The sequence below is a fragment of the Pseudoalteromonas sp. BSi20439 genome, assembly GCF_000241165.1.
Taxonomy (GTDB): domain Bacteria; phylum Pseudomonadota; class Gammaproteobacteria; order Enterobacterales; family Alteromonadaceae; genus Pseudoalteromonas.
The window spans coordinates 16,198-38,522 of record NZ_BADW01000123.1; the positions used below are offsets into that span (position 1 = coordinate 16,198).

Below are 22,325 nucleotides of genomic sequence, written 5' to 3' on the forward strand. Positions count from 1 at the left end.
AGGTGTAGCAACAATGCTAATACCAACCTACATAAATATTTGAACAATTTAACGAATTAAATCCCCCTATAACGTTGTTAAAATTTTTTCATTTAGAACAACTAGATGTCAAAAATTTTGCCTAGTTATAGAGCAATTTTCTTATCGTTAAAATAGGTCCCATATCCAAGCAGATTGGTATAAAATAGCAAATTATTTTTATCGAATTGAGTGAATTCTCCAAATGAATAAAGCCCATGTTACAGAGCACCTGCGTTTTGCCTTAGAAGAGCAGCTCAATACTGCGAAAATTGCAGCTCAAACAGCCCACGATACCGCGACCCACGAAGAAAGTATTGCAGAAACTCAATATGATACGCTCGGGCTTGAAGCTGCGTATTTAGCGCAAGGTCACGCTGATCGGGTGAATGAGTGTTATAAAGAAATACAACTATTTGAAGCCATCTACAACGACGCCGTTACAGGCACAATAGCAGTCAGTTCATTGGTGTGTTTAGAAGATGATGCAGGCACACAAAAATGGTTTTATTTAGGCCCTGCAGCTGGTGGATTAACCGTTGATATTAAAGGCACAACTATTCAAGTACTTACCTCTGGTGCACCATTAGGCCAACAGTTATTAGGTAAACAAGTCGATGATGAAGTTAGTTTAACACTCGGTGATGTAAAACATAGTTACGATGTGGTTAAAGTGCTTTGAATGTAGTATTTATTTGTCTCTTACTCTGAGACGCAGCATCTCGTAGGCCTCTTTGTTAAATAATTGCCTGAAACTTAAAGAATAAAATTAAAGATGAGCCGTTTATGAACTTAGTTTTGGTTAATGATATATTTGGTAAAACAGCGGCTTTAAAAGCATTAGCTGAAGAGCTAAACGCTCAGTCTATTGTCGAACCCTATGGCGGGGTGGATATGGCATTTTACAATGAACAGCAGGCCTATGAGTATTTTAGTCAGCATATTAGCCTTGATGAGTATGTCGCTATTTTACAAAAAGCGATTAAACCACTCGCTGGTAACATCATATTGATTGGTTTTAGTGTTGGCGCATCGGCAATTTGGTCAATGTCTGCACATCCGGCGATTAAAACGATAGTTTAGGGCATTTGTTTTTACAGCTCGCAAATTAGGCACCATACAGACTTACAACCACAGTTTGAGATTGAACTTATACTTCCGCATTATGAACCGCACTTTGATGTTAAATCACTGCACGTTGAGCTGGCAACAAAAGCTAATGTTAATGTAAAGCATGTTAATTACTTACATGGTTTTATGAACCCACACTCAAGTAACTTTAATCAAAATGCTTACGATCAAACATTAACTGTGTCATCTAATAAGCTAATATAATAAACTAGTTAAGGAGTGTTTATAACTCGATGTTAGCCGGTTTCACTCAATCACAACTAAGGCATTTATAGCGTGAACTTATAAGATTTGCTTGAGTCTGATAATCATTAACGGATAAGCAGTTAAATAAAGGACATAAATTTAAGGGAATATTATGGAGATAGGGATTTTTACCGTCACAATTACGGGTGTTTTACTCACGGCTTTATTTATAAAGTACTTAACGTTTAGGCCTGAGCGTGTTTTTTCTGATATTGGAGAAAACGTTCTACTTTGCAAAAAACCTCACTGGTTCAATAATAATAAAAGTAGAATGCAGCTTATTCCTAAAGGGGCGATAATTAAAATACAGCTAGCGTCAAATACCGTTACTTTATTTTGTAAAAGTGGCAATGTTATTGATATACCAGTGCCAAACTCAAAGTTTACTGCCGATGTTTTGCAAAGCGCAAAATCACACTTTTACAAAGCAGAAGTAGTAATACTAGACAACTAACACACCACTATGAGAACTGAATATAGATTTTCAATTTTTTAAAAGGCGCTGAAAATCAATTAGTTAAAGTGTATGTCAGTTTGTTAATGCAATAAAGCGCCAAGATTACACTGGTTATTGCTGTATTTAATTGTTTATCTCAATGGGTTTAGGCTTTTTTAACAAATTTAGCCGTCACCATCATTTCACCTATGCCATCTACTTTACAGTCAAGCTCATGATCTTTTTTATCAAGTACACGTCTTACTAAGGCCTTGGTGCCAATTTTAATAACTTGTGAGCTACCTTTAATTTTTAAATCTTTGGCAACGGTTACTTTGTCACCATCGGCTAGTAAAGTGCCGTTTGTATCTGTTACCAAAATAGCGTCTTCATCGCTTGTATTATTTGGATTCCATTCATAGGCACATTCTGGGCATATAAGCAGTTGTTGGTCTTCGTAAACGTATTCACATTGGCACTTAGGGCAAGCGGGAAGAGACATGATGATCACTTTTAGTGGTAAATTTTGGCTATTTTAAAACACAAATTAACAATAAAAAAGTTCATCAAATATTTTTATCTTCACGCTAAAAATATCTCGTTTGTGTGGATGTAAAAAAGGGCTTATAAATCACCTGTCGCTTAAGCAATTTAAGCGCTAACGTTTATAGTAGATATTCGTTAAAGCACCTATCGTATTAAGTGATTTGCTATTTGCTGCACTTAGTGCGATAGGTGTTTCTATTTGCTGTTTTATTCGCTGAGCTAAGTGATTAGCAAGGCTGCTTTGTATATTTTGACTTAACTAGGAAAAGTCGTGTTTAAAACCTTAATTGTGGTTGATAACAATGAGCAAACGCTTGCTCTTTCATTTGAAAATGTCATTACATTTGACACCTATTTACGAGATTACCCCAAACGCAACGAACCAAAAACCCGCATAATAAATCTATGTGATGCTAGCCAGTATTTAAGTAAAGGCTATTACTGTTCGTTACTTGCTGAGGCACGCAAGCATCAAGTATTACCGAGTGTAAAAACAATTAACGCGCTTCGAAGCAATCAAGCGTCATTACAAAATATTGGCCATATTGATGGTGCTGTTTATTTTGGTCACGCGGGAAATGAACAACAAGCTAAAGCCGCTAAATCGGTATTTAAACAATATCCAGCGCCTATTTTATTTGTAGATGAGCAAGGCCTATTACAACAAGGATCATTAGCGTCCTTGAGCGAGCAGCAACACACTGATTTTGTTGAAAAACTAAATGAGTTTACCCAAACACAGTGGCGAATTGGTAAAGTAGAGCGCCGTTTCCGTTGGGATATGGCGATATTGGTTGATCATAACGAAAAAGTACCGCCAAGTGATAAAGATGCAATAGCCCGTTTTATAAAAGCAGCAGCGAAACATGGTATTAACGCAAAAGCACTCAGCTTTGAGGAAATAGACAATATTGCCCAATTTGATGCGTTGTTTATTCGCCAAACAACAGCGATTGATCACCCAACCTACCGTCTTGCAAGTAAAGCGCAAAGCTTAGGTTTAGTGGTGATTGACGATGCGGAGTCTATTTTACGATGCTGTAATAAAGTGTACTTACATGATGCATTTAATTATCAGAAAGTACCGAGCTTAAAAACCGTGGTGGTGGCAGAACAATCAAAAGACACAATTGAGCAACTAGAAGCGTCGTTTACTTATCCGCTGGTATTAAAAATGCCAGAAGGGTCGTTTTCAAAAGGCGTGTATAAAGTTGCTAATCGTGATGAATTAGAAGCTAAGCTTAGTGAATTATTTGCTTTAAGTGCGTTAGTTCTGGCGCAAGAGTACATGTACACAGAATACGATTGGCGTGTAGGGGTACTTAATGGTCGTGCTATTTATGCGTGTCGTTATTTAATGGCGCGTAACCATTGGCAAATATATAACCATGACGCAAAACGCTTTTTCTCTGGTGGCTTTGAAACATTACCTACGTTTGAATTACCTAAAGCTGTACTGGATGCTGCTTTAAAAGCATGTAAAACCGTGGGTAAGGGTTTATACGGTGTGGATGTAAAAGAGCATCAAGGCCGTGCGTATGTGTTGGAAGTAAACGATAACCCAAGTATTGATCACAAAGTAGAAGATGGTTACTTAGGTGATGAGTTATACATGATCATTATGGATGAGTTTAAACAGCGCCTTGAAGCACGAGGTCGCGGCTAATGCTTAACGCATTGTCTGATATAACGATTTTTGCAGGAGCGGGTATTAGTATTCGCCCTGCAAGCGCGAGTGATTTAAACGCCTTAGTGGCGCTTGAAAATGCCTGCTTTAGTAACGATAAGCTTAGTGCGCGAAGTTTAAAGCGTTGGCTTAGTGCTAAACATGGGATTTTATTAGTTGCCGAGCACAATGCGCAATTATGTGGTTACGGTTTGGTGTGGTGCCATAAAGGCACGCGGTTAGCGCGTTTGTATTCGTTAGCCGTATTACCGACGATGCAGGGCAAAGGAATCGCTAAAACGCTGCTTAAAGCGCTTGAAAAAGTCACTAGTGAGCGTGGGCGTATTTATTTGCGTTTAGAAGTGGCGGTAAATAACGACAGTGCCATAGGGCTTTATAAAAGTGTAGGGTATCGTGTTTTTGGTCAATATAGTGATTATTACGATGATCACAGTGATGCCTTGCGCATGCAAAAAAACATTCGCCAAACCAGCGAATTGCAAGTTGAGCGTTTAACGCCATGGTATCAGCAAACCACCGAGTTTACCTGTGGACCTGCTGCGTTATTAATGGCAATGGGCTCGCTTGATAACAGCACAGAGCTGAGTCAGTCACATGAATTAGCCTTATGGCGTGAAGGCACCACCATTTTTATGACCTCGGGACATGGCGGTTGTCATCCGTTTGGCTTGGCATTGGCTGCAAATAAACGGGGATTTAAAAGTGAGGTCATTGTTAATACCTCAGAGCCATTATTTTTAGATGGGGTACGCAGTGATAATAAAAAAATGGTGCTGGCGACAGTACATCAGCAATTTGTTGAAGGCATAGCCTCGGCTAATATTCCTGTTACCTATAAAGATGTTGAACTAACCGATATAGAAACGTGGTTAAACCAAGGTTTTAGTGTGTTACTGTTAATAAGCACTTATCGGTTTGATGGAAAAAAATCACCGCATTGGGTATGTGTTACTCATTTAGATGCGCACTGTGTGTACGTACATGACCCGTTTTGCGAACCAGGTAACGACAATCAATTAGCGATTGACTGTCAATATGTGCCAATTGCACGCAGCGATTTTAGTAAAATGTCGGCTTTTGGTAGTCAAAGGCTTAGAACGGCAGTTGCTATTGGTAAAAAATAATAGATTAGGATTTTAAGTGACATTTTTAGATTTTATCGATGTAGCCCCATACTCGTGGGCAGCTATTGGTACGGCGGCTTTTTGTGGTGCTATTATTGGTATAGAACGGCAATTGCGTGGCAAACCTGTAGGTATTCGCACATCAGCGTTAATAACCTTAGGTACATATTTGTTTTTATCAACGGCGTTTAACTTACAAGGAGATGTGATTGATCATTCTCGTGTAGTGGGGCAAATAATCACGGGTATTGGCTTTTTAGGCGCAGGCGTTATGCTAGCAAAAGACGGTGCAGTAGTAGGGGTTACCTCCGCTGCCACTATTTGGGTGCTCGCGTCTATTGGGGTGATGATAGCAACCGAAAACTTAGGTGCTGCAATTAAGCTTTCTATATTGGTGGTTGGTATTTTATATGGTGTTGATGTGCTCGAAGCTAAGTTTAAAAGCCTCAGCAAAGGTGTGCATGCTAAAGTAAAAAGTTATCACAAACGTTATTATCGAAAAGACAGTATAGATAGCGAACGCCACTAAATAGTGGCGTTTTTATGCGGGTAGTGCTTTGTTTTGGAAGCTAAGCGCATCTTCAATTGGTGCGGGGCGGCCAATAAAATAACCTTGTACACTGTCTACATTGAGTATTCTTAACGAGTTGAGTTCTTCTGCGGTTTCGATCCCTTCGGCAACAATGGTGCAGTCGATTGCTTTTGCAAATCCACACAGTGCTTTTGCCAGTAAAAATTTACGATCGTCTGTGTTTATATTTTGAGTCAGGCTAATGTCTAATTTTATAATATCGGCCTCAAGCTCTAGTATGTGCTGAAAAGAGGAAAAGCCAGCGCCTACATCGTCAATGGCCAAGCGCAGACCTTTGTTTCTGAGAGGCCTAAGTGCTGCTCGCATTTTTTCGTAGTTTGAGATTGGCGAATGCTCAGTAATTTCTAATACTAGCCTAGTGCAGTCAATGTTTTGTAATGTATTTTCAAGTGCACCGCTAAGAATGTGCGAAGGCGAGCAATTAATGGCAATGTAAGTTGTATCATTTAACTGTGCCATGTCTGCGACTGCATTTTTAATAGCGAGCATTTCTAATGCTTCATTTAAGCCAACCTTACTTGCTTCTTTAAACCATATATCAGGGGTTTTATAAGGAGTGGTAAAAAACCGAGCAAGTGATTCAAAACCTACAACTTTATTATTTAGTTGACTATAAATAGGCTGAAAATAGATACTAATATCATTATCGCTAATAATTTGCTCAATAGTTGATTTTGTGTGGTTGTACGATACGCTTTTATCTAAACTCTTTTCAATTAATCCGGTCGCTATTTCTGAAATAATATTTAAAAAAGATAAATCGCGCTCATTTAAGCTCTCATCATGGTGTGATTTATAACAACAAAACGTACCATATAATTTCCCGTTCGACAGGTTGATAGGTACACCTATATATGCCCCTATACCTAATTTTTTTGTAACCGGCATCGCTTTGGTTATTGGGTTTGCTTTGGTATTAGTAATAATAGGGCTAAGCTTGTTGTCGGTGATTTGTTGGCAATACGTTTCATTAATCGGATCGGCATTACCCACTTTAACAATTTGGTTTTCAGAGGGGTTATCGACCACTTTAAAAACACGCTCATCGTTAATAAATTCAGATATAAAAGCAACATCCATATCTAAATGTTTACGAACCAAAGTGAGTAAGTTAGCTAGTTTAGCCTTAATGGATGCATTGTTGTGTTGTTCGACAAGCAAATTGGTTAATTCATCCATCGGCTATCTCCCTATGTTAATACCACTACACCTAATGAGTAATACTATAATTTATATATATAAAAAGATCTAATCAAGGCCTATCAATCTTTGTTCACGCATATTTAAATTTAGGCTAATATTAGCTGTTATAGTAAGTAGGCTTACATATAAGTTGTAGTTATTATCTATTTTTTAATCCTAGGCTGATATGCTTGAAGTTTATGGGAGGTAATAATTTAAAGGGATATTAATGCATCAGCATTCATTTGATAAAACAGAATCAGTCAGATTAACCGTATTCAAAAATATAAGCTTAATAATTACATTAGTTGCTTTAGTTGTCGCTTACGTTAATGTGTTTATGAGTAAAAATTATGTTTTGGGCTTTATTGAACTTGCATTAGCTTTTTTTGTATTTATACGTATCACCAAACGAGAACAAATCGCTCTAAATTATGGCATCGCTATGCTGTTATTTATACTTACTTTGCAGTTGTGTTGCTTGCTATCACCGCAATTAACTTAGAGACTGGCATATCGCATTGGGTGTGTACTCTTCCTGTATTGGTTTGCTTATTGTTTGGAAAAAAGCATGGCTTTATAAGCAGCTTTAGCTTTTTGATTACGTTGTTACTGCTGTTTTATGTGATCGACAAACGGTTAGTTGAAATAAATTTTAAGCTCATCATTAATCTTTCGCTGACGTATATTATTGTGTGGGGTGTTTCACATGTTTTTGAATCGATGAGAGCCTCTAATCAAGAGGAAATTATTAATTTAGCATTACGCGACAGCTTAACGCAGGCTTATAACCGGCGTGCTTTTAAAAGCCATTTTCATAACCATATCGACTTTTCTAACCCCTATTGTTTTGCCTTGGCTGATCTGGATTTTTTTAAAAAGTAAACGATAAATATGGGCACGATGCCGGTGATGCAGTGTAGGTGCAATTAACGCAGTTATTTAAAAAACATTTAGGCGATGAACATGTTTATCGTTTTGGCGGTGAAGAATTTACATTGGTGGTAAATGACGACATAGAGGTCGCTATAATCACAATGGATAAGCTAAGAACTGACATACAAAATCATCAATTTACTTATATGCAGAGCACGTTAAACATCACTATCAGTATTGGCTTGGTCGGTATTGATGCACATGAGCATACTCACCTGAGTGAAATTTTAAGATTAGCCGATAATTATTTATATTTAGCTAAAAACAACGGTCGAAACTGCGTTGTCAACGGCCTGAATAAAATATCAAACAAGGGCAAAGAAACATTAACCAAATAACTTTCGTCTGACTACTTTTCTGTATTCGCTCGGGGTTTGGCTCAATACCTTTTTAAACACACGGGTCAAGTGTCCTTGATCGTTATAGCCAACTTCTAACGCGACTTCCTGAATTGATAAGTTTGATGAGGCCAGTAATTCTTTTGCACCTTCAACACGTAGCTGCTGCCAATACTCTATAGGGCTTTGATTTGTAGCAAGTCGAAACCTGCGTGTAAACGTGCGGTAGCTTAAGCTAAATTGTGCCGCGACTTCTTGTAAATCTAACTCACTAGATAAATTAGTTTTTAACCAAAATTGTATTTGTGCAATAAGTTCATCAGCATGTCGGTTAACGGCGCCTTCTAAATAGCGTTGATCTTCGTAGGGTTTACGTATTTCATGTGAAAAGTTCCGCTCAACATGCTGCGCCGCTTCTTTACCATAGTATTGGCTAATAATATGAACAATAACGTCAGCTAAGGCATTTAAACTGGCTACCGTATACATGCGCTCTGATTGGGTAATAAAAAAATCAGGTTTTAAGCTAACGTTTGGATAATCTTGAGAAAATTGCTTGGCATAATGCCAGTGAGTGGTTGCAGGGTGACCATCAAGTAAACCGGCTTCTGCGAGCAAACAATTGCCGGTACCAACACCAATAATATGGCTTCCCATCGTAAAACTCTCATTGAGCCAATTAACTATTGGTTGATTCGTTTTAACAACCGGGCGTGGATTACGCCAAATACCCGGAACAATGATTAAATCGCAATAGGGGGCGTTATCACTGCTGCAATCAGGCACGATGGCTAAACCTGTTCTGGTTGCAATAGGAGCCATATTTTTAGCAATTAAATGAATATTCAGCGCTCTAAAGTGTTGCTTACTAGTGTGCCCTTTGGCGAACGCTTCACCTGCTCGGAGCATTTCAATTGGCAGGGTTAAACTAGTTACCAGTAGGTGCGAGTAAACAGCAATGGCTATATTTAATGGTGGATTTGTTGGGTTATTGCTCATTTAAATGCTCCGACCAGTTGTTTTTGGCCTTTTGTACTTAATATTTGGCTATTAAAGCACAAAGATGTGTGCGTAATCCATTTAAACTAACTTCATATTCTTATAACACGTTTTTTTTAAAGGTAAATTATGACCGCATTACCCGTCATTGTCGGCATGGGAGGCATTAATGCCGCTGGCCGTACTTCTTTTCACCAAGGTTATCGTCGTATCGTGTTAGATAGCTTAGAGTCTCAAGCTCGCCAAGAAACATTTTTAGGCCTTGCCACATTAATGAATTTAGTGAGTGCTGTGAATGGACAACTACAAGACATGCAAGGCAATAATGTTGAGCAAAGCGACATAGAAGCACGTTTTGGTGAGCAAATTATTGCAGGTACATTAATTCGTAAAATTGAAAAACAACATTTTGATGTAGATGCCACGCCATGGCAGCAAAAAATGACGTTAACCGCATCGGATGAAAACGCGATTGTGTTTGAAACACGCCGTCGTGATTTACCTTCGCCAGTTCCTGAAAGTTGGCACGTAGAAGAACTTGTAAATAAAAAAGTGAAAGTAACTATTGCTGCTCAATTTGATATTAAACATGATTCTACTCGTGATAACCCAATTAAATCTGCTGGGCAACTACCCACAGGGTTTGATCCGTCAATTATGTACAATAGCCGCTACCAACCTCGTGGTTTACAAGCCACTATTTTTGCTGCCACCGATGCAATAAAATCAACCGGACTTGATTGGCAATACATTATGAATAGTGTTGAGCCTGATAAAATTGGTACCTATTCAGCATCGGTTATTGGCCAAATGGACGATAAAGGCTTAGGTGGGTTAGTCAAAGCGCGCCAGCAGGGTGATCGTGTCAGCACTAAGCAGCTAGCACTGGGTTTAAATACAATGTCGACTGATTTTATCAATGCCTATGTTACGGGCAATGTAGGGACTACTTTTTCTACATCGGGTGCGTGTGCTACTTTTTTATATAACTTGCGCGCAGCAGTAAATGATATACAAGCGGGGCGCACACGTGTTGCAATTGTGGCAAGTGTAGAATGTGCGATTACCCCTGAAGTGGTTGAAGGCTTTGGCAATATGAGTGCGCTGGCTAATATTGAAGGTTTGCGCCGCTTAGATGATTTAAGTAATGACGATGAACCTGATTATCGTAGAAGCAGCCGCCCATTTGGCGAAAACTGTGGCTTTACTTTAGGTGAAGGCGCACAAGTGGCTATATTAATGGATGATGCGCTGGCACTTGAACTAGGTGCAGACATTATGGGCTGTGTGCCTGATGTATTTGTTAACGCCGATGGAGTAAAAAAATCAATTACTTCACCTGGGCCTGGTAACTACATTACCATGGCAAAATCGGCTGCACTTGCCAGTAGCTTACTAGGTAAAGAGGCATTACAGCAACGTAGCTTTATTTTAGCCCATGGTTCAAGCACACCACAAAACCGCGTAACTGAGTCGTTAATTTATCATAAAGTAGCGCAAACATTTGCAATAGATAATTGGAAAGTAACCGCCCCTAAAGCGTATGTTGGCCATACTATAGCACCTGCCAGTGGCGATCAGCTTGCCATTGCCTTAGGTGTATTTAGTCATAATATTATGCCGGGTATTACCACTATAGATAAAGTGGCTGATGATGTTTATGCAGATCATTTAGATATTCGTAACAGTCACTATGATTGTGGTGATATGGATATTGCATTTATAAATTCTAAAGGGTTTGGTGGTAATAATGCAACAGCCACAGTGCTTTCAGCAAAAGTAACGATGCAGATGCTTACTAAGCGTCATGGCGATGAAATGATGGGGCTCTATACCAGCAAACATGCAACGGTAAAAGAAGCACAACAGCACTATCAACAACAAGCAGATTTAGGTCAATACGCGTTAGTTTATCGTTTTGGTGATGGGCTGATTGATGAAAATGACATTGTTATTGATGAGCACAGCATTCAGCTGCCAGGCTTTGAAAAAGCAATTATATTCAATACAACAAATTCCTATCAAGATATGTTCTAAGCACACATACTTGTTAGCAAGGCGCTTTTTAGCGCCTTTTTTAATGACTAAAAACAACAGCGTAATAACTAAATATATTTAGCAATCAGGCTGTTTTTATTGCGATATTTCCAGTTTAAGTAGCGCTTAGCGAGTAAGGCGGTAAGCACAACCACTACAGCTATCATCGCCATGGTTGCAATATAACTCATACCATACCCTGATGGTAAGCCAACAAGGGTTTCACCATAGGTCATATCACTAAAGTTAAATCCAAGAGCAGGTATTAAAAGCCAACTGATAGCATGCAGCAAATACAAGTGAGTGAGGTAAGAAAACATGCTGGTTTTACCTAGGACTTGCAGAAAATTTTGCGAAAAACTAGCCTTTAAGTGGCTCAATAGTTTTAGCGCAATTAAACCAAGCCCTACAGTAAGTAACATAAATTGTAACGACAACGGATATTTAGTCGGATTTAAAAACGACATAATAGTCAGCAGTGGATCTGTATGTGTAGAAAACTGTGACATATCACCGTATAAATTAAAGCCGCGTAGTATTGAATAAAGTGCTAGGCAGCTCATACCCAAAATAAACGCGTAATTCATCACTTTTTTACTATAATGCTGAGATTTATAATATACACCTGCATAATAAGCCAAACACATGAGTCCAACAATAGGCGCAACGGGGTAGGTCGTTCTAATAGAAAAACCAAACGGCAGTGCTAATACATTTTTTTGATGAACGATAGACCACAGTGTATGCGCGATGGTGTTACTTTCAAAGGTAATACCATCTAATAAGTTATGACCAAATATCAGTATTAACCCAGCTATAAATACAGGGTATATACCTATTAAGCGAAGCAAGCCAAGCACCACAAAGCCCCAGCCAATCGCCCAAACTACTTGAGCATATAACATCGGGAAAAGAGGGTTAAAACTCCATGACCATGACACAATTGTAAACTCAAATAAAATAAGCACTAAGCCTCGAACTATTAAAGCGTTAGCAAACTGACGAGTACACGCGTATTTATGCTCTGTAATAGTGGCAGAGAGGCCTGACTAAAAATACAAATAATGGCGCACAAAAATGCGATATAAAGCGTGTGAAAAAAGTAAGCGCATCTGTTCCGGGTATGGTCATGGGATCAGTTACTGAATAATTTAGACAATAATACATGCCGTGATCTATCACCATAAATATGATGATAATGCCGCGTAATAGATCAATATGATGCAAGCGACTTTGCGACAAAGATAATGGCATAAAATACAATTAATAAGAATGAAAAAAATGAACTTGATTATATGTTATATTATATCAAAAGGCGAGTTTGAAGATTGAATTTAACAGGGTGATCGCATCAGCGCTAAGCAATTAATTATAATTTTCATTATTTAAATTTTTTAACATACCTAAGCGTTATGAAGTTTATTACTGCCAACAAAATAGCTATTTCATAGCGGCTGTACGCAATAGCGATACCAATTAAACCCATATTCCAAATACTCGCAGCTGTTGCTGTTTCAGATGTAGACTGGTTATTTTTTAAAATAGCGCCACCACCAATAAAACCAATACCTGTAATAATACCTTGTAACATTTTAGATTGCGCCTCTGCCCCCTCCAAAACTGACATAGCAATCAGTGCATAACCACAGGATGCGACGGCAACTAAAGGAAACGTTCTTAGACCTGCACCATTATGGCTATGCTCTCTATCATATGCCATTGGCAGGGCAAGTAAATACGCCATGCCAAGATGAATCAAGTTATCAATAATGTCTCTCCACTGTAAATCAATTTCCATTGCTATTTCCACGGATAAATTTTAAATAAGTAGCAAAAATTGAATCAAGGTATTAATTTAAATAAAATCAATATGTTACCTTTGTTTTATCGAGGGGGATGAGTGGCGTTAGCAATATTTACACAATAAAGTGCGTTTTTACCCAGCAATGAATTTCAGCTGCGTACCACACAAGCAAACTCTATTATGTAAAATTGTGGGGCTTACATATTTTTACAACACTCCTTTTTTAAGTCGTATATAATTTGGCTTATTTGCAACGAGAGTTTACATGCGTATTTTATTAATTATTATCTTTTTAAATATATTAAGTGGTTGCACAGTAATGGGTATATTTTTGGATGAAACGGCGAGATCCAATTCAAACATCAATAGCACTAATAGTTTTGTAAAGGATAAAGATGGTTTAAGTTTTAGCAAACTTGATTACGAAACTGATAAAGCCATATTTGAATTTATAAAAGGAGATGACGGTGTGATTAAAAAATGTAGGCAGGTTACTAAGGTCTTAAAAGAATGTGTAGAAGTAGATAAATCTACTCTACACAGTAATGAATCTAAGCCGATAAAAACTGATGATGAAATAATAAGTGTTGGTCTATAAAGCTACTAATAAAAAAGTAACTATGATCGTAGCCAGCGTGCATTTCGAGCTGCAGCGGATACGCTTTTGTATTAGCGATATCGACCAAATTTTGCGGCTTAAGCTGCTCTTCTAAAAAGTTATCAGCATCACCTTGGCTTACCAGCATAGGTAAATAGTTAGCTTGCTCGGCCTGTTGCATTAATTCGCAAGTATCGTAGTGTGCCCACGTTGTTTTGTCGTCACCTAAGTAGCCTGTAAATGCTTTTACACCCCACGGACACGCCATAGGATTAACAATAGGACTAAATGCCGAAGCGCTGGTGTACGATTGTGGGTTTTTAAGTGCAATCATCAATGCGCCGTGCCCGCCCATTGAATGACCACTAATTGCTTTTTTATCTGTAACAGGAAAGTGTTGCTCAATTAGTGCCGGTAACTCATTAACAACGTAATCATACATATTAAAATGGGTGTTGTAGGGCGCTTTTGTGGCATTAAGGTAAAACCCAGCACCTTGTGCAAAATCATAGCTGTCTTCGTTTGGCACGTTTTCACCACGTGGGCTCGTATCTGGCGCTACAATAGCGATACCCAGCTCCGCTGCTTTTTTAAATGCGCCTGCTTTTTGCATAAAGTTTTCATCGGTACAGGTTAAACCTGATAACCAGTACAGTACCGGCACCTTATTGGTTTCACTGGCGCCTGGCGGTAAAAAAACTGCAAAACGCATAGTACAACGAGTGCTTGAGGCGCTATGGCTGTATTGCTTATGCCATCCGCCAGCCACTTTAGCTGTTGAAATATTTTCTAACATAACAATCCTTAAAAGCCGTTACTTAATAGCAACGGCTTGTGATGGTAATTAAGTGAAATGAGCGTATTAGTAATGAATTACAGTACGAATACTTTTACCTTCATGCATTAAATCAAAGGCATCGTTAATTTCTTCTAGGCTCATGGTATGAGTGATAAAGTCGTTTAGCGCAAATTCACCCGCCATGTAACGCTCTACAATTTCAGGAAGTTGTGAGCGGCCTTTAACACCACCAAATGCGCTACCACGCCATACACGGCCAGTAACAAGTTGGAACGGACGAGTTGAAATTTCTTGGCCAGCACCAGCTACACCAATAATCACAGACTCTCCCCAACCCTTATGACAACACTCAAGCGCAGAGCGCATTACATCAACATTACCAATACATTCAAATGAGTAATCAACACCGCCATCGGTCATTTCAACAATGACTTCTTGAATTGGCTTGTCAAAGTCTTTTGGATTAATTAAGTCGGTAGCACCTAGTTTGGTCGCCAAGTCAAATTTAGAGGTATTAATATCAATACCAATAATACGGCTTGCACCAGCCATTTTAGCGCCAATAATGGCAGATAAACCAATACCGCCTAAACCAAAAATAGCTACCGTATCGCCCGCTTTTACTTTAGCCGTATTGGTTACAGCGCCCATACCGGTAGTAACACCACAGCCTAATAAACAAATTTCTTCTAACGACGCTTCTTTGTTTACTTTAGCCAATGAGATTTCTGGCAATACTGTGTATTCAGAAAATGTAGATGTACCCATATAGTGATAAATAGGCTCGCCATCTTTGAAAAAGCGAGTGGTGCCATCTGGCATTAAGCCTTTACCTTGCGTTTCGCGCACTGCTGAACACAAGTTTGTTTTACCTGAAGTACACATTTTACATTCACCACATTCTGCGGTGTATAAAGGAATAACGTGATCGCCAACTTCTACACTCGTAACGCCTTCGCCCACAGCATAAACCACACCCGCGCCTTCATGACCTAAAATAGCGGGGAAAATACCTTCAGGATCTTCACCTGATAAAGTAAAAGCGTCTGTATGGCATACACCAGTGGCAGTGATTTTTACCATTACTTCGCCTTTTTTAGGCATCATCACATCAACTTCTTCAACGCTTAAAGGCTGATTAGGGCCCCAGGCAATCGCTGCTTTTGATTTTATAAATTCAGACATGTGTATATCCTTTGTAGTGGTTTGAATATGAATTGTAGACCCATACTGTTTGGGTGATTAGGTTATTGTATTTGTTTCTCAGATAATGATAATCTTCAATTTAATAAAACACTTTTACAGTATGGTAATAATTATGCGTTGGGAAGGTATTGATGAGTTTATTGCTGTTGGCGAAGAGGGGAGTTTTACCCAAGCTGCACAGACGTTAGGTTTATCGGTTGCTCATATTAGCCGCCATGTTACAAAGCTAGAACAACGGTTAAATACGCAATTATTAACACGTACCACTCGAAAGGTTGTGTTAACCAAAGAGGGCGAGCAGTTTTTACACCAAGTTAAACATTTACAGCACGCAATGGACGAGGCCACTCAAGGCTTAGCATCGGTACAAACCTCACCTAAAGGTAAAATTAAATTAACAGCACCGGTTATGTATGGTGAAAGTTTTATTATGCCCATTGTGCATTCATTTATGCATGATCACCCTGAGGTAGAAGTAATCGCAACGCTCTCTAACGAGCAAGAAAACTTATTAGAGGGGGGCTTTGATTTAGCCATTCGACTAGGCCATTTAAAAGATTCAAGCTTAAAAGCGCGGCGCTTGAGCTCGCGACGATTTATTATGTGTGCTTCACCTGCATATTTAGCGCGTTTTGGTGAGCCTCACACTTTGGGGGAGCTTAATAATCATCAATGTTTAATTGGCAATAGTAGTTATTGGCGAGTAAATGAAAATAATCGTGATAAACATATTAAGGTAGCAGGGCGATTGCATTGTAATAGCGGCTGGGCACTCGTTGACGGCGCTATAAAGGGTTTAGGTATTGTTCAGTTGCCTGATTACTATATTGAAAATGAAATCAAATCCGGTCAGTTAGTACCTATATTAACTGCATACCAACCACAACAAGAGGGCGTGTGGGGTCTATATCCGCCACGGCAATTTGTGGCTACTAATGTGCGGGTATTACTTGATTACTTAGTAACAGGGCTGAAAGTTTAGCAGGGTTTACTGGCTTGTTTAAAATATAGCCAAGTATCAGATTTATAAATTATTTCGTACATTTATGGTGATATTCAATTGCGCTGAGTTCGTGCTACTATAACGCCACACTTTTGGCATTAATGTTTTAATTAATATGTTTCAACCTGTTAGCCTATTTATCGGACTCAGATATAGCCGCTCCTCTAAAGGCAATGCGTTTATTTCGTTCATTTCGTTTTTTTCTATTGCAGGTATAGCGATTGGTTTAATGGCGCTTTTTACGGTCAGTAGTGTAATGAACGGCTTTGAGAGTAGTTTAAAATCAAATATGTTGGGGCTTATTCCACACGTTGAAGTACAAGCCAAAGATCACTCCAAAGCGCAAATGAATTCGTTAAAACCTGCGCTTGAGCAATCACCGTATGTTGATCATGTTAGTTTGTACCGCCACGGTGAAGCCATATTGCAAACCAATAAAGATCTTCACGGGGTGTTATTACAAGGGCTTTACGACAATAACGGCTCGCTGTATAAAATCACCGACAAAATAGTCCACGGCAATTGGCAAAGCGTACTAAACAATAATTATAACATTGCAATAAGTCGTTATTTAAGCCGCAAACTTGGCGTTGGCTTAGGCGATAAGTTACGAGTAATTATGCCTAACGCATCTACGTACACCCCACTTGGGCGCATGCCAAGCCAACGTTTATTTAAAATTGCTGCTATTTATGAAACTGGCTCTGAAATAGACATGGGACTAGCATTTACCAGTGGCGTATCACTCCAACGGGTTTTAAAACTTAGCAACAATACGGTACCTAATTTAAGCGTGTCACTGCATGAGCCGTTTGCACTTGACCAGTTTATGCAAGACAGCCAACACATACTCAATGACTTTAAACTCACCGACTGGCGGAGCAGTCAAGGCACTTTATTTGCCGCCGTTGCGATGGAAAAACGTATTATGTCTATGCTCCTTGGCTTAATTGTGCTGGTGGCGGTATTTAATATTGTATCGGCACTGACCATGATGGTCAGTGAAAAACAAAGCGAAGTAGCAATCTTGCAAACATTAGGGCTCACACCAAGCCAAGTGCAAACCGTATTTATGGTACAAGGGCTCTATAACGGAGTAATTGGCACGGCCGTGGGCGCCTCTTTAGGTATTTTATTAAGCTTATATATAAATGAACTGCTGGCTTTGGTTGGTTTAAATTTACTATCGGGAATTTCACTCCCCGTCAAATTTGATGTGGTTAGTTTAAGTGTTATTGCCGTTTTAAGCTTAGCAATGAGCTTTTTAGCGACTTTATATCCAGCACGCCAAGCCGCTAAAGTAAACCCAGCAGAGGTATTACGTTATGAATGATTTAGTAATTAGTTGTGAAAAAATAAGTAAAGTGTACCAAGACGGGCAAAATCAGGTTGAGGTATTAAAAGGCGTTGATTTAGCCCTAACGCAAGGTGAAATGCTGGCAATTGTAGGCAGCTCAGGTTCAGGTAAAAGCACCTTGTTACATATTTTAGGCACCTTAGACACGGCCAGTGCGGGTAGTGCAAAAATAAAAAACCAAGACGTTGCTAAGTTATCTCGCTCGCAGCAAGCGGCTTTCAGAAATAAAAATTTAGGGTTTATTTATCAGTTTCACCACTTATTAATGGAATTTAGTGCGGTTGAAAACGTTGCCATGCCATTACTCATTAAAGGATTGAGCGCAAAAGAAGCCAATAAAAAAGCACTTAACATGCTAGATAAAGTAGGCCTTGCACACAGAAGTAGCCACAAGCCTTCGGCTCTTTCTGGTGGTGAGCGTCAGCGTGTTGCCATTGCTCGCGCTTTAGTGACAGAGCCTGCGCTGGTGCTTGCTGATGAGCCAACGGGTAATTTAGATAAGCAAAATGCGATTAAAATTTACGATTTAATTAATGAGTTAAATAAAAGTTTAAACACCAGCTTTGTGGTAGTGACTCATGATTTAGAGCTGGCTGATAAGCTGGGTAAAATAGCGTACTTAGATGATGGAAAACTATCAATAAAAGAGTCTAGCCATGTTGCTTAGTGCCTTTATTAGTAAACGCTTTAGAGCCTATTCAGGCCATAAAGATGAAAAAAATGCCTTTGTAAGTTTTATAGCCAAAGCATCCACTATCGGTATTTTACTTGGTGTTGCCGTGTTAATTGTGGCGTTATCGGTGATTAATGGGTTTGAGCAGCAATTAGTGCATCGTTTATTAAGTGTAGTGCCGCAAGTTGAATATGTTGCCCCAAGTAGGCCAATTGCCGATTGGCCCACTAAAGTCGAAAAGTTAAAACAGCAACCACACGTAACAGGCGCAGCCCCATTTATTGCCGTTAATGGTATGGCGCAATTTAAAAGCCAATTAAAAGCGGTTGAGATTCGAGGTGTTGAGCCTTCGTTGGAAGGTGATGTGTCAGCCATCAATCAATTTACACAAGGTAAATTAGTCAGCCAGTTAGCTGGTGATGATGTTATTTTAGGCAAGCAAATTGTTAAGCAACTTAACATCGCATTAGGTGATAATGTGACCTTGTTAATCCCACAAATTAGTGAAAAAGGCCAGTCATTACTTGCCCCAAAACGCGTTACCCTCACGCTTGCGGGCATTATAGAAATGGGTGGACCAATCGACAGCAGCGCTGCTTTTATTCATCTTAACAAAGCACAACAAACCTTAGGCTACGATCAAAGCCAAGTAACAGGATTACGCTTGCGTGTTGATGATGTGTTTTCGGCGCATCAAATAGCGCTTCGTGTTGGCCAAACCATTACCGATTACGTGTATATTTCGAGTTGGCTTAGAACGCAAGGTAGCTTGTATCAAGATATTCAAATGGTGCGCACGATTGTTTATATTGTGGTGTTTTTAATTATTGCAGTCGCTAGTTTTAACATTGTTTCGTCATTAGTGATGGAAGTGCGCGAAAAAGAAGGCAATATTGCCATTTTAAAAACCATGGGTGCCAAAGACAGTACTATTTTGGCTACTTTTGTAATGCAAGGCTTAACCCAAGCGTTTGTTGGCGTTGTTTTAGGCTCTATTATTGGAGTCATTCTAGCAATCAATATTAGTGAGCTCTTTACTTGGCTGAGTTTATTGCTGGGTGAAAATCCGCTAGAAGGTGTGTATTTTATCGAATTCTTACCGAGTAAATTAGTTTGGCAAGATATAGTGTTAACTGTTATTGCCACCTTTGTGCTTGCAATATTGGCGACGCTGTATCCAGCATGGCAAGCAACACGTGTTGATCCGGCAAAAGTATTGGGTAATTAAACACAGTATTTAATAGGGCGCTACGTGTAACTCTGATAAACTGCGCCGCTATTAAACAGCTTTTGTTTGCTGAGCACTTATTTACCTTGGGATTTACTTTGACACATAACGATATTTTACGCCGTATTCGCTACACCTTCGATTTAACCGATTCAGCAATGGTTGACGTGTTCGCCGCTGCAGAGCAGAGCGTCAGCACTGAGCAGGTGATTGCATGGTTAACTAAAGAGGGCGAGCAAGGTTACACCCCAATAAGTGACACCGAATTTGCGGTATTTTTAAATGGCTTTATAAACACTAAGCGCGGTAAACGTGACGGTGAGCAGCCAATCCCAGAGACTAAATTAAACAATAATATTATTTTTATGAAATTACGTATTGCTTTAAATATGAAAGCAGAAGACGTGATTGCCACACTAGCCTTAGTTGATTTTGATTTAAGTAAGCATGAGCTCAGTGCATTTTCACGTAAAGTTGAAAACAAACATTACCGTGTGTGTAACGATCAAGTTTTACGTTTATTTTTAACTGGTGTGCAGCGTACTTTTCGCCCAGATGGCGAAAAAGCTTAATGCATTTTATGGAGGTTGGTTAGCAATCTCCATTTAAACCTCTTAAACGAACTCACTAAAATCTACGCTATTATTAGTCTTATCCTTCTACAACTTCAGTCTTATAAAGCATTTTATGTTGTCGCTCTCGTAAAAACGTAGAGTCGTCTTTTGTTTTACTATTTTTTTAATACTTTTAACGTGTTATTCATTTAAATTGGTATTTTTAGCATATAAATTCTTTTTTAACGGGTTTTTATACAAAAGAAACAACAATTTAATTCAACATCAAACACGTGCATCCAGTTTATCTATGATGTTAAAGTGTAAAAATAATGATCGCATAATCAATTTCTCTACTAACAATAACGTTGATCATTTTTCCTGTTTCGAATTTAAAAATACCCACATGGAAGAATAAATATGAATTATATACACAGAACAATTGCGCAATTAAAGCAGACGAGTCCTGCGCAATGTGAGTTTTATCAGGCAGTAGAAGAAGTGCTAGACTCGCTAGAGCCTGTATTTGCGCAAACCAGTCATTACCAACAACAAGCAATTATTCAAAGAATGGTAGAGCCAGAGCGTCAGTTAATGTTTCGCGTGCCTTGGGTTGATGACGAGGGCAATATTCAAGTTAATAAAGGCTACCGTATCGAATTTAATTCGGCGCTTGGCCCTTACAAAGGCGGCTTACGTTTTCATCCAAGTGTAAATGCCAGCATCATAAAATTTTTAGGCTTTGAACAAATTTTTAAAAATGCACTGACTGGTTTGCCTATAGGCGGCGGCAAAGGAGGCGCTAATTTTGATCCTAAAGGACGCTCTGATGGCGAGATAATGCGTTTTTGCCAATCGTTTATGACCGAGTTATATCGTCATATTGGCCCGACTACCGATGTACCTGCAGGGGATATTGGTGTAGGGGCACGAGAAATTGGTTATATGTTTGGCCAATACAAACGCTTAACAGGGCGCTATGAAGGCGTACTAACCGGTAAAAGTTTACTTTGGGGCGGATCGCTTGCTCGCAAAGAAGCAACGGGTTATGGCGCAGTGTATTTTGCTAACTATATGCTTGAAGATCGTGATGACAGCTTATCAGGAAAACGCTGTTTAATTTCAGGCTCTGGCAATGTGGCAATTTATGCCATGGAAAAATTATATCAATTAGGGGCTACGCCTATCACCTGTAGTGACTCAAAAGGCACTTTGTACGATGAGAGTGGCATTGACTTAAAACTCATTAAGCAATTAAAAGAGCAATCACGAGGGTGTTTGAGTGACTACCTAGATACTCACCCTCAGGCAAAGTATACGCCTCGCGATGAGTACCCTCAGGATGGTCATGCGGTATGGCGTTACAGTGCGGATGCGGCTTTTCCTTGTGCTACACAAAATGAATTAACCCAAGCGGATGCAAAAGCACTACTTGAAAATGGCTGTACTTTAGTCAGTGAAGGAGCAAATATGCCTTCAACCAAAGAAGCGATTGATTGTTTCATAGAAGCAAAAATTGCTTATGGACCTGGCAAAGCAGCAAATGCAGGTGGCGTGGCAACCAGCCAACTAGAAATGGCGCAAAATGCCAGTATGCAAAGCTGGACATTTGAGCAAGTAGATGAAAAGCTCAAACAAATAATGAAAGATATTTTCACAACAGCAAGCGATACCGCAAAAGAATTTGATCAGCCCGGTAATCTATTACTAGGCGCTAACATCGCCGGTTTTAGACGTGTAGCCGATGCAATGATTGAACAAGGCGTTGTATAGTAGCGCCTCGGCTATTTAATTAACTCTCTACTTTTATTCTTTATACCCTGAATAGGGA

The 22,325-nt window shown here is 39.2% G+C and carries 23 protein-coding genes and 1 pseudogene; 17 read left to right on the forward strand and 7 right to left on the reverse strand.

The features are described 5' to 3' along the window. Window positions 1-223: 223 nt before the first annotated feature. The 3 genes from P20439_RS11340 to P20439_RS11350 all read left to right on the forward strand — a co-directional run bounded on the left by P20439_RS11340 (window position 224) and on the right by P20439_RS11350 (window position 1,849). The gene (locus P20439_RS11340; protein ID WP_008110531.1) at window positions 224-700 is read left to right on the forward strand and encodes a GreA/GreB family elongation factor; all 477 of its coding nucleotides are present in this window, start codon (window positions 224-226) and stop codon (window positions 698-700) included. Between the two features lie 104 nt (window positions 701-804). Beyond that, window positions 805-1,101, forward strand: coding sequence for a hypothetical protein (locus P20439_RS18995; RefSeq protein ID WP_008110529.1), 297 nt, complete (start codon window positions 805-807; stop codon window positions 1,099-1,101). Window positions 1,102-1,507: 406 nt separating this feature from the next. Beyond that, window positions 1,508-1,849 carry a hypothetical protein gene (locus tag P20439_RS11350; RefSeq protein WP_008110527.1) on the forward strand — a complete coding sequence of 114 codons (342 nt, stop codon included), beginning with the start codon at window positions 1,508-1,510 and terminating at the stop codon, window positions 1,847-1,849. Window positions 1,850-1,997: 148 nt separating this feature from the next. Here P20439_RS11350 and P20439_RS11355 read toward each other — a convergent pair whose 3' ends face one another. Continuing rightward, entirely contained in the window at window positions 1,998-2,333 is a 336-nt protein-coding gene (locus P20439_RS11355) for a zinc ribbon domain-containing protein YjdM (protein ID WP_008110524.1), read from the reverse strand. 315 nt (window positions 2,334-2,648) lie between these two features. Between P20439_RS11355 and P20439_RS11360 the strand changes: the two genes are divergently transcribed. Genes P20439_RS11360 through P20439_RS11370 form a run of 3 tightly spaced genes read left to right on the forward strand, consistent with a single transcriptional unit; the run spans window position 2,649 to window position 5,717 of the window. Then, window positions 2,649-4,043 (forward strand): RimK family protein, encoded by a 1,395-nt coding sequence (locus tag P20439_RS11360; RefSeq protein ID WP_008110523.1) that lies wholly within the window; start codon window positions 2,649-2,651, stop codon window positions 4,041-4,043. Further along, window positions 4,043-5,188 (forward strand): GNAT family N-acetyltransferase/peptidase C39 family protein, encoded by a 1,146-nt coding sequence (locus tag P20439_RS11365; protein WP_008110521.1) that lies wholly within the window; start codon window positions 4,043-4,045, stop codon window positions 5,186-5,188. The genes P20439_RS11360 and P20439_RS11365 overlap by 1 nt, the downstream gene beginning before the upstream one ends. Window positions 5,189-5,204: 16 nt before the next feature. After that, the gene (locus P20439_RS11370) at window positions 5,205-5,717 is read left to right on the forward strand and encodes an MgtC/SapB family protein (RefSeq protein WP_008110519.1); all 513 of its coding nucleotides are present in this window, start codon (window positions 5,205-5,207) and stop codon (window positions 5,715-5,717) included. A gap of 12 nt (window positions 5,718-5,729) precedes the next feature. Here the strand turns inward: P20439_RS11370 and P20439_RS11375 are convergent, their stop codons facing one another. Next, window positions 5,730-6,959 carry an EAL domain-containing protein gene (locus tag P20439_RS11375; RefSeq protein WP_008110517.1) on the reverse strand — a complete coding sequence of 410 codons (1,230 nt, stop codon included), beginning with the start codon at window positions 6,957-6,959 and terminating at the stop codon, window positions 5,730-5,732. Between the two features lie 232 nt (window positions 6,960-7,191). On the opposite strand from P20439_RS11375, the gene P20439_RS19195 reads away from it, so the two are divergent. Genes P20439_RS19195 through P20439_RS11390 form a run of 3 tightly spaced genes read left to right on the forward strand, consistent with a single transcriptional unit; the run spans window position 7,192 to window position 8,236 of the window. Further along, a complete protein-coding gene (locus P20439_RS19195) occupies window positions 7,192-7,467 on the forward strand; it encodes a hypothetical protein (RefSeq protein ID WP_008466929.1) in 276 nt (91 codons plus the stop codon). Further along, window positions 7,356-7,847 carry a GGDEF domain-containing protein gene (locus P20439_RS19200; protein WP_374750667.1) on the forward strand — a complete coding sequence of 164 codons (492 nt, stop codon included), beginning with the start codon at window positions 7,356-7,358 and terminating at the stop codon, window positions 7,845-7,847. The genes P20439_RS19195 and P20439_RS19200 overlap by 112 nt, the downstream gene beginning before the upstream one ends. Window positions 7,848-7,885: 38 nt before the next feature. Beyond that, window positions 7,886-8,236 (forward strand): GGDEF domain-containing protein, encoded by a 351-nt coding sequence (locus P20439_RS11390; protein WP_008110514.1) that lies wholly within the window; start codon window positions 7,886-7,888, stop codon window positions 8,234-8,236. On the opposite strand, the gene P20439_RS11395 is transcribed toward P20439_RS11390, so the two are convergent. Beyond that, complete coding sequence (locus tag P20439_RS11395) at window positions 8,225-9,235, reverse strand: GlxA family transcriptional regulator (protein ID WP_008110511.1); 1,011 nt, start codon at window positions 9,233-9,235, stop codon at window positions 8,225-8,227. The genes P20439_RS11390 and P20439_RS11395 overlap by 12 nt on opposite strands. Before the next feature lie 129 nt (window positions 9,236-9,364). Between P20439_RS11395 and P20439_RS11400 the strand changes: the two genes are divergently transcribed. Continuing rightward, complete coding sequence (locus P20439_RS11400) at window positions 9,365-11,272, forward strand: beta-ketoacyl synthase (RefSeq protein WP_008110509.1); 1,908 nt, start codon at window positions 9,365-9,367, stop codon at window positions 11,270-11,272. Between the two features lie 68 nt (window positions 11,273-11,340). Here P20439_RS11400 and P20439_RS11405 read toward each other — a convergent pair. Continuing rightward, a pseudogene (locus P20439_RS11405) lies at window positions 11,341-12,526 on the reverse strand (DUF1624 domain-containing protein). 127 nt (window positions 12,527-12,653) lie between these two features. After that, on the reverse strand, window positions 12,654-13,070 hold the full coding sequence (locus tag P20439_RS11410) for an MgtC/SapB family protein (RefSeq protein WP_008110504.1): 417 nt from the start codon (window positions 13,068-13,070) through the stop codon (window positions 12,654-12,656). A gap of 271 nt (window positions 13,071-13,341) precedes the next feature. Here P20439_RS11410 and P20439_RS11415 point away from each other — a divergent pair, with 271 nt between their 5' ends. Continuing rightward, window positions 13,342-13,674 carry a hypothetical protein gene (locus P20439_RS11415; protein ID WP_008110502.1) on the forward strand — a complete coding sequence of 111 codons (333 nt, stop codon included), beginning with the start codon at window positions 13,342-13,344 and terminating at the stop codon, window positions 13,672-13,674. Here the strand turns inward: P20439_RS11415 and fghA are convergent. Together fghA and P20439_RS11425 are read right to left on the reverse strand one after the other, a co-directional pair. Then, the gene (gene fghA / locus P20439_RS11420) at window positions 13,628-14,470 is read right to left on the reverse strand and encodes an S-formylglutathione hydrolase (protein WP_008110501.1); all 843 of its coding nucleotides are present in this window, start codon (window positions 14,468-14,470) and stop codon (window positions 13,628-13,630) included. The two genes, P20439_RS11415 and fghA, sit on opposite strands and share 47 nt — an antisense overlap. Window positions 14,471-14,536: 66 nt before the next feature. After that, window positions 14,537-15,658: an S-(hydroxymethyl)glutathione dehydrogenase/class III alcohol dehydrogenase gene (locus P20439_RS11425; RefSeq protein ID WP_008110499.1), complete on the reverse strand. Its 1,122-nt coding sequence runs from the start codon at window positions 15,656-15,658 to the stop codon at window positions 14,537-14,539. A gap of 130 nt (window positions 15,659-15,788) precedes the next feature. On the opposite strand from P20439_RS11425, the gene P20439_RS11430 reads away from it, so the two are divergent. The 6 genes from P20439_RS11430 (at window position 15,789) to gdhA (ending at window position 22,267) form a co-directional block, all read left to right on the forward strand. Then, window positions 15,789-16,661 carry a LysR family transcriptional regulator gene (locus tag P20439_RS11430; protein ID WP_029609976.1) on the forward strand — a complete coding sequence of 291 codons (873 nt, stop codon included), beginning with the start codon at window positions 15,789-15,791 and terminating at the stop codon, window positions 16,659-16,661. Window positions 16,662-16,797: 136 nt separating this feature from the next. Further along, window positions 16,798-18,015 carry a lipoprotein-releasing ABC transporter permease subunit gene (locus tag P20439_RS11435; RefSeq protein ID WP_008110495.1) on the forward strand — a complete coding sequence of 406 codons (1,218 nt, stop codon included), beginning with the start codon at window positions 16,798-16,800 and terminating at the stop codon, window positions 18,013-18,015. Then, window positions 18,008-18,706, forward strand: coding sequence for a lipoprotein-releasing ABC transporter ATP-binding protein LolD (gene lolD, locus P20439_RS11440; RefSeq protein WP_008110493.1), 699 nt, complete (start codon window positions 18,008-18,010; stop codon window positions 18,704-18,706). Before P20439_RS11435 ends, lolD begins: the two co-directional genes overlap by 8 nt. Next, window positions 18,696-19,940 carry a lipoprotein-releasing ABC transporter permease subunit gene (locus tag P20439_RS11445; protein WP_008110491.1) on the forward strand — a complete coding sequence of 415 codons (1,245 nt, stop codon included), beginning with the start codon at window positions 18,696-18,698 and terminating at the stop codon, window positions 19,938-19,940. The genes lolD and P20439_RS11445 overlap by 11 nt, the downstream gene beginning before the upstream one ends. Window positions 19,941-20,038: 98 nt before the next feature. After that, window positions 20,039-20,512 carry a DUF1456 family protein gene (locus P20439_RS11450; protein ID WP_008466937.1) on the forward strand — a complete coding sequence of 158 codons (474 nt, stop codon included), beginning with the start codon at window positions 20,039-20,041 and terminating at the stop codon, window positions 20,510-20,512. A gap of 402 nt (window positions 20,513-20,914) precedes the next feature. Next, on the forward strand, window positions 20,915-22,267 hold the full coding sequence (gene gdhA, locus P20439_RS11455; RefSeq protein WP_008110487.1) for an NADP-specific glutamate dehydrogenase: 1,353 nt from the start codon (window positions 20,915-20,917) through the stop codon (window positions 22,265-22,267). Window positions 22,268-22,325: the final 58 nt, after the last annotated feature.

Excerpts from the sequence above, each read along its gene's own strand:
- P20439_RS11340 (WP_008110531.1), top strand. The coding sequence starts at position 224 with ATGAATAAAGCCCATGTTACAGAGCACCTGCGTTTTGCCTTAGAAGAG.
- P20439_RS18995 (WP_008110529.1), top strand. The coding sequence starts at position 805 with ATGAACTTAGTTTTGGTTAATGATATATTTGGTAAAACAGCGGCTTTA.
- P20439_RS11350 (WP_008110527.1), top strand. The coding sequence starts at position 1,508 with ATGGAGATAGGGATTTTTACCGTCACAATTACGGGTGTTTTACTCACG.
- P20439_RS11355 (WP_008110524.1), bottom strand. The coding sequence starts at position 2,333 with ATGTCTCTTCCCGCTTGCCCTAAGTGCCAATGTGAATACGTTTACGAA.
- P20439_RS11365 (WP_008110521.1), top strand. The coding sequence starts at position 4,043 with ATGCTTAACGCATTGTCTGATATAACGATTTTTGCAGGAGCGGGTATT.
- P20439_RS11375 (WP_008110517.1), bottom strand. The coding sequence starts at position 6,959 with ATGGATGAATTAACCAATTTGCTTGTCGAACAACACAACAATGCATCC.
- P20439_RS19195 (WP_008466929.1), top strand. The coding sequence starts at position 7,192 with ATGCATCAGCATTCATTTGATAAAACAGAATCAGTCAGATTAACCGTA.
- P20439_RS11395 (WP_008110511.1), bottom strand. The coding sequence starts at position 9,235 with ATGAGCAATAACCCAACAAATCCACCATTAAATATAGCCATTGCTGTT.
- P20439_RS11400 (WP_008110509.1), top strand. The coding sequence starts at position 9,365 with ATGACCGCATTACCCGTCATTGTCGGCATGGGAGGCATTAATGCCGCT.
- P20439_RS11410 (WP_008110504.1), bottom strand. The coding sequence starts at position 13,070 with ATGGAAATTGATTTACAGTGGAGAGACATTATTGATAACTTGATTCAT.
- P20439_RS11415 (WP_008110502.1), top strand. The coding sequence starts at position 13,342 with ATGCGTATTTTATTAATTATTATCTTTTTAAATATATTAAGTGGTTGC.
- fghA (WP_008110501.1), bottom strand. The coding sequence starts at position 14,470 with ATGTTAGAAAATATTTCAACAGCTAAAGTGGCTGGCGGATGGCATAAG.
- P20439_RS11425 (WP_008110499.1), bottom strand. The coding sequence starts at position 15,658 with ATGTCTGAATTTATAAAATCAAAAGCAGCGATTGCCTGGGGCCCTAAT.
- P20439_RS11435 (WP_008110495.1), top strand. The coding sequence starts at position 16,798 with ATGTTTCAACCTGTTAGCCTATTTATCGGACTCAGATATAGCCGCTCC.
- lolD (WP_008110493.1), top strand. The coding sequence starts at position 18,008 with ATGAATGATTTAGTAATTAGTTGTGAAAAAATAAGTAAAGTGTACCAA.
- P20439_RS11445 (WP_008110491.1), top strand. The coding sequence starts at position 18,696 with ATGTTGCTTAGTGCCTTTATTAGTAAACGCTTTAGAGCCTATTCAGGC.
- gdhA (WP_008110487.1), top strand. The coding sequence starts at position 20,915 with ATGAATTATATACACAGAACAATTGCGCAATTAAAGCAGACGAGTCCT.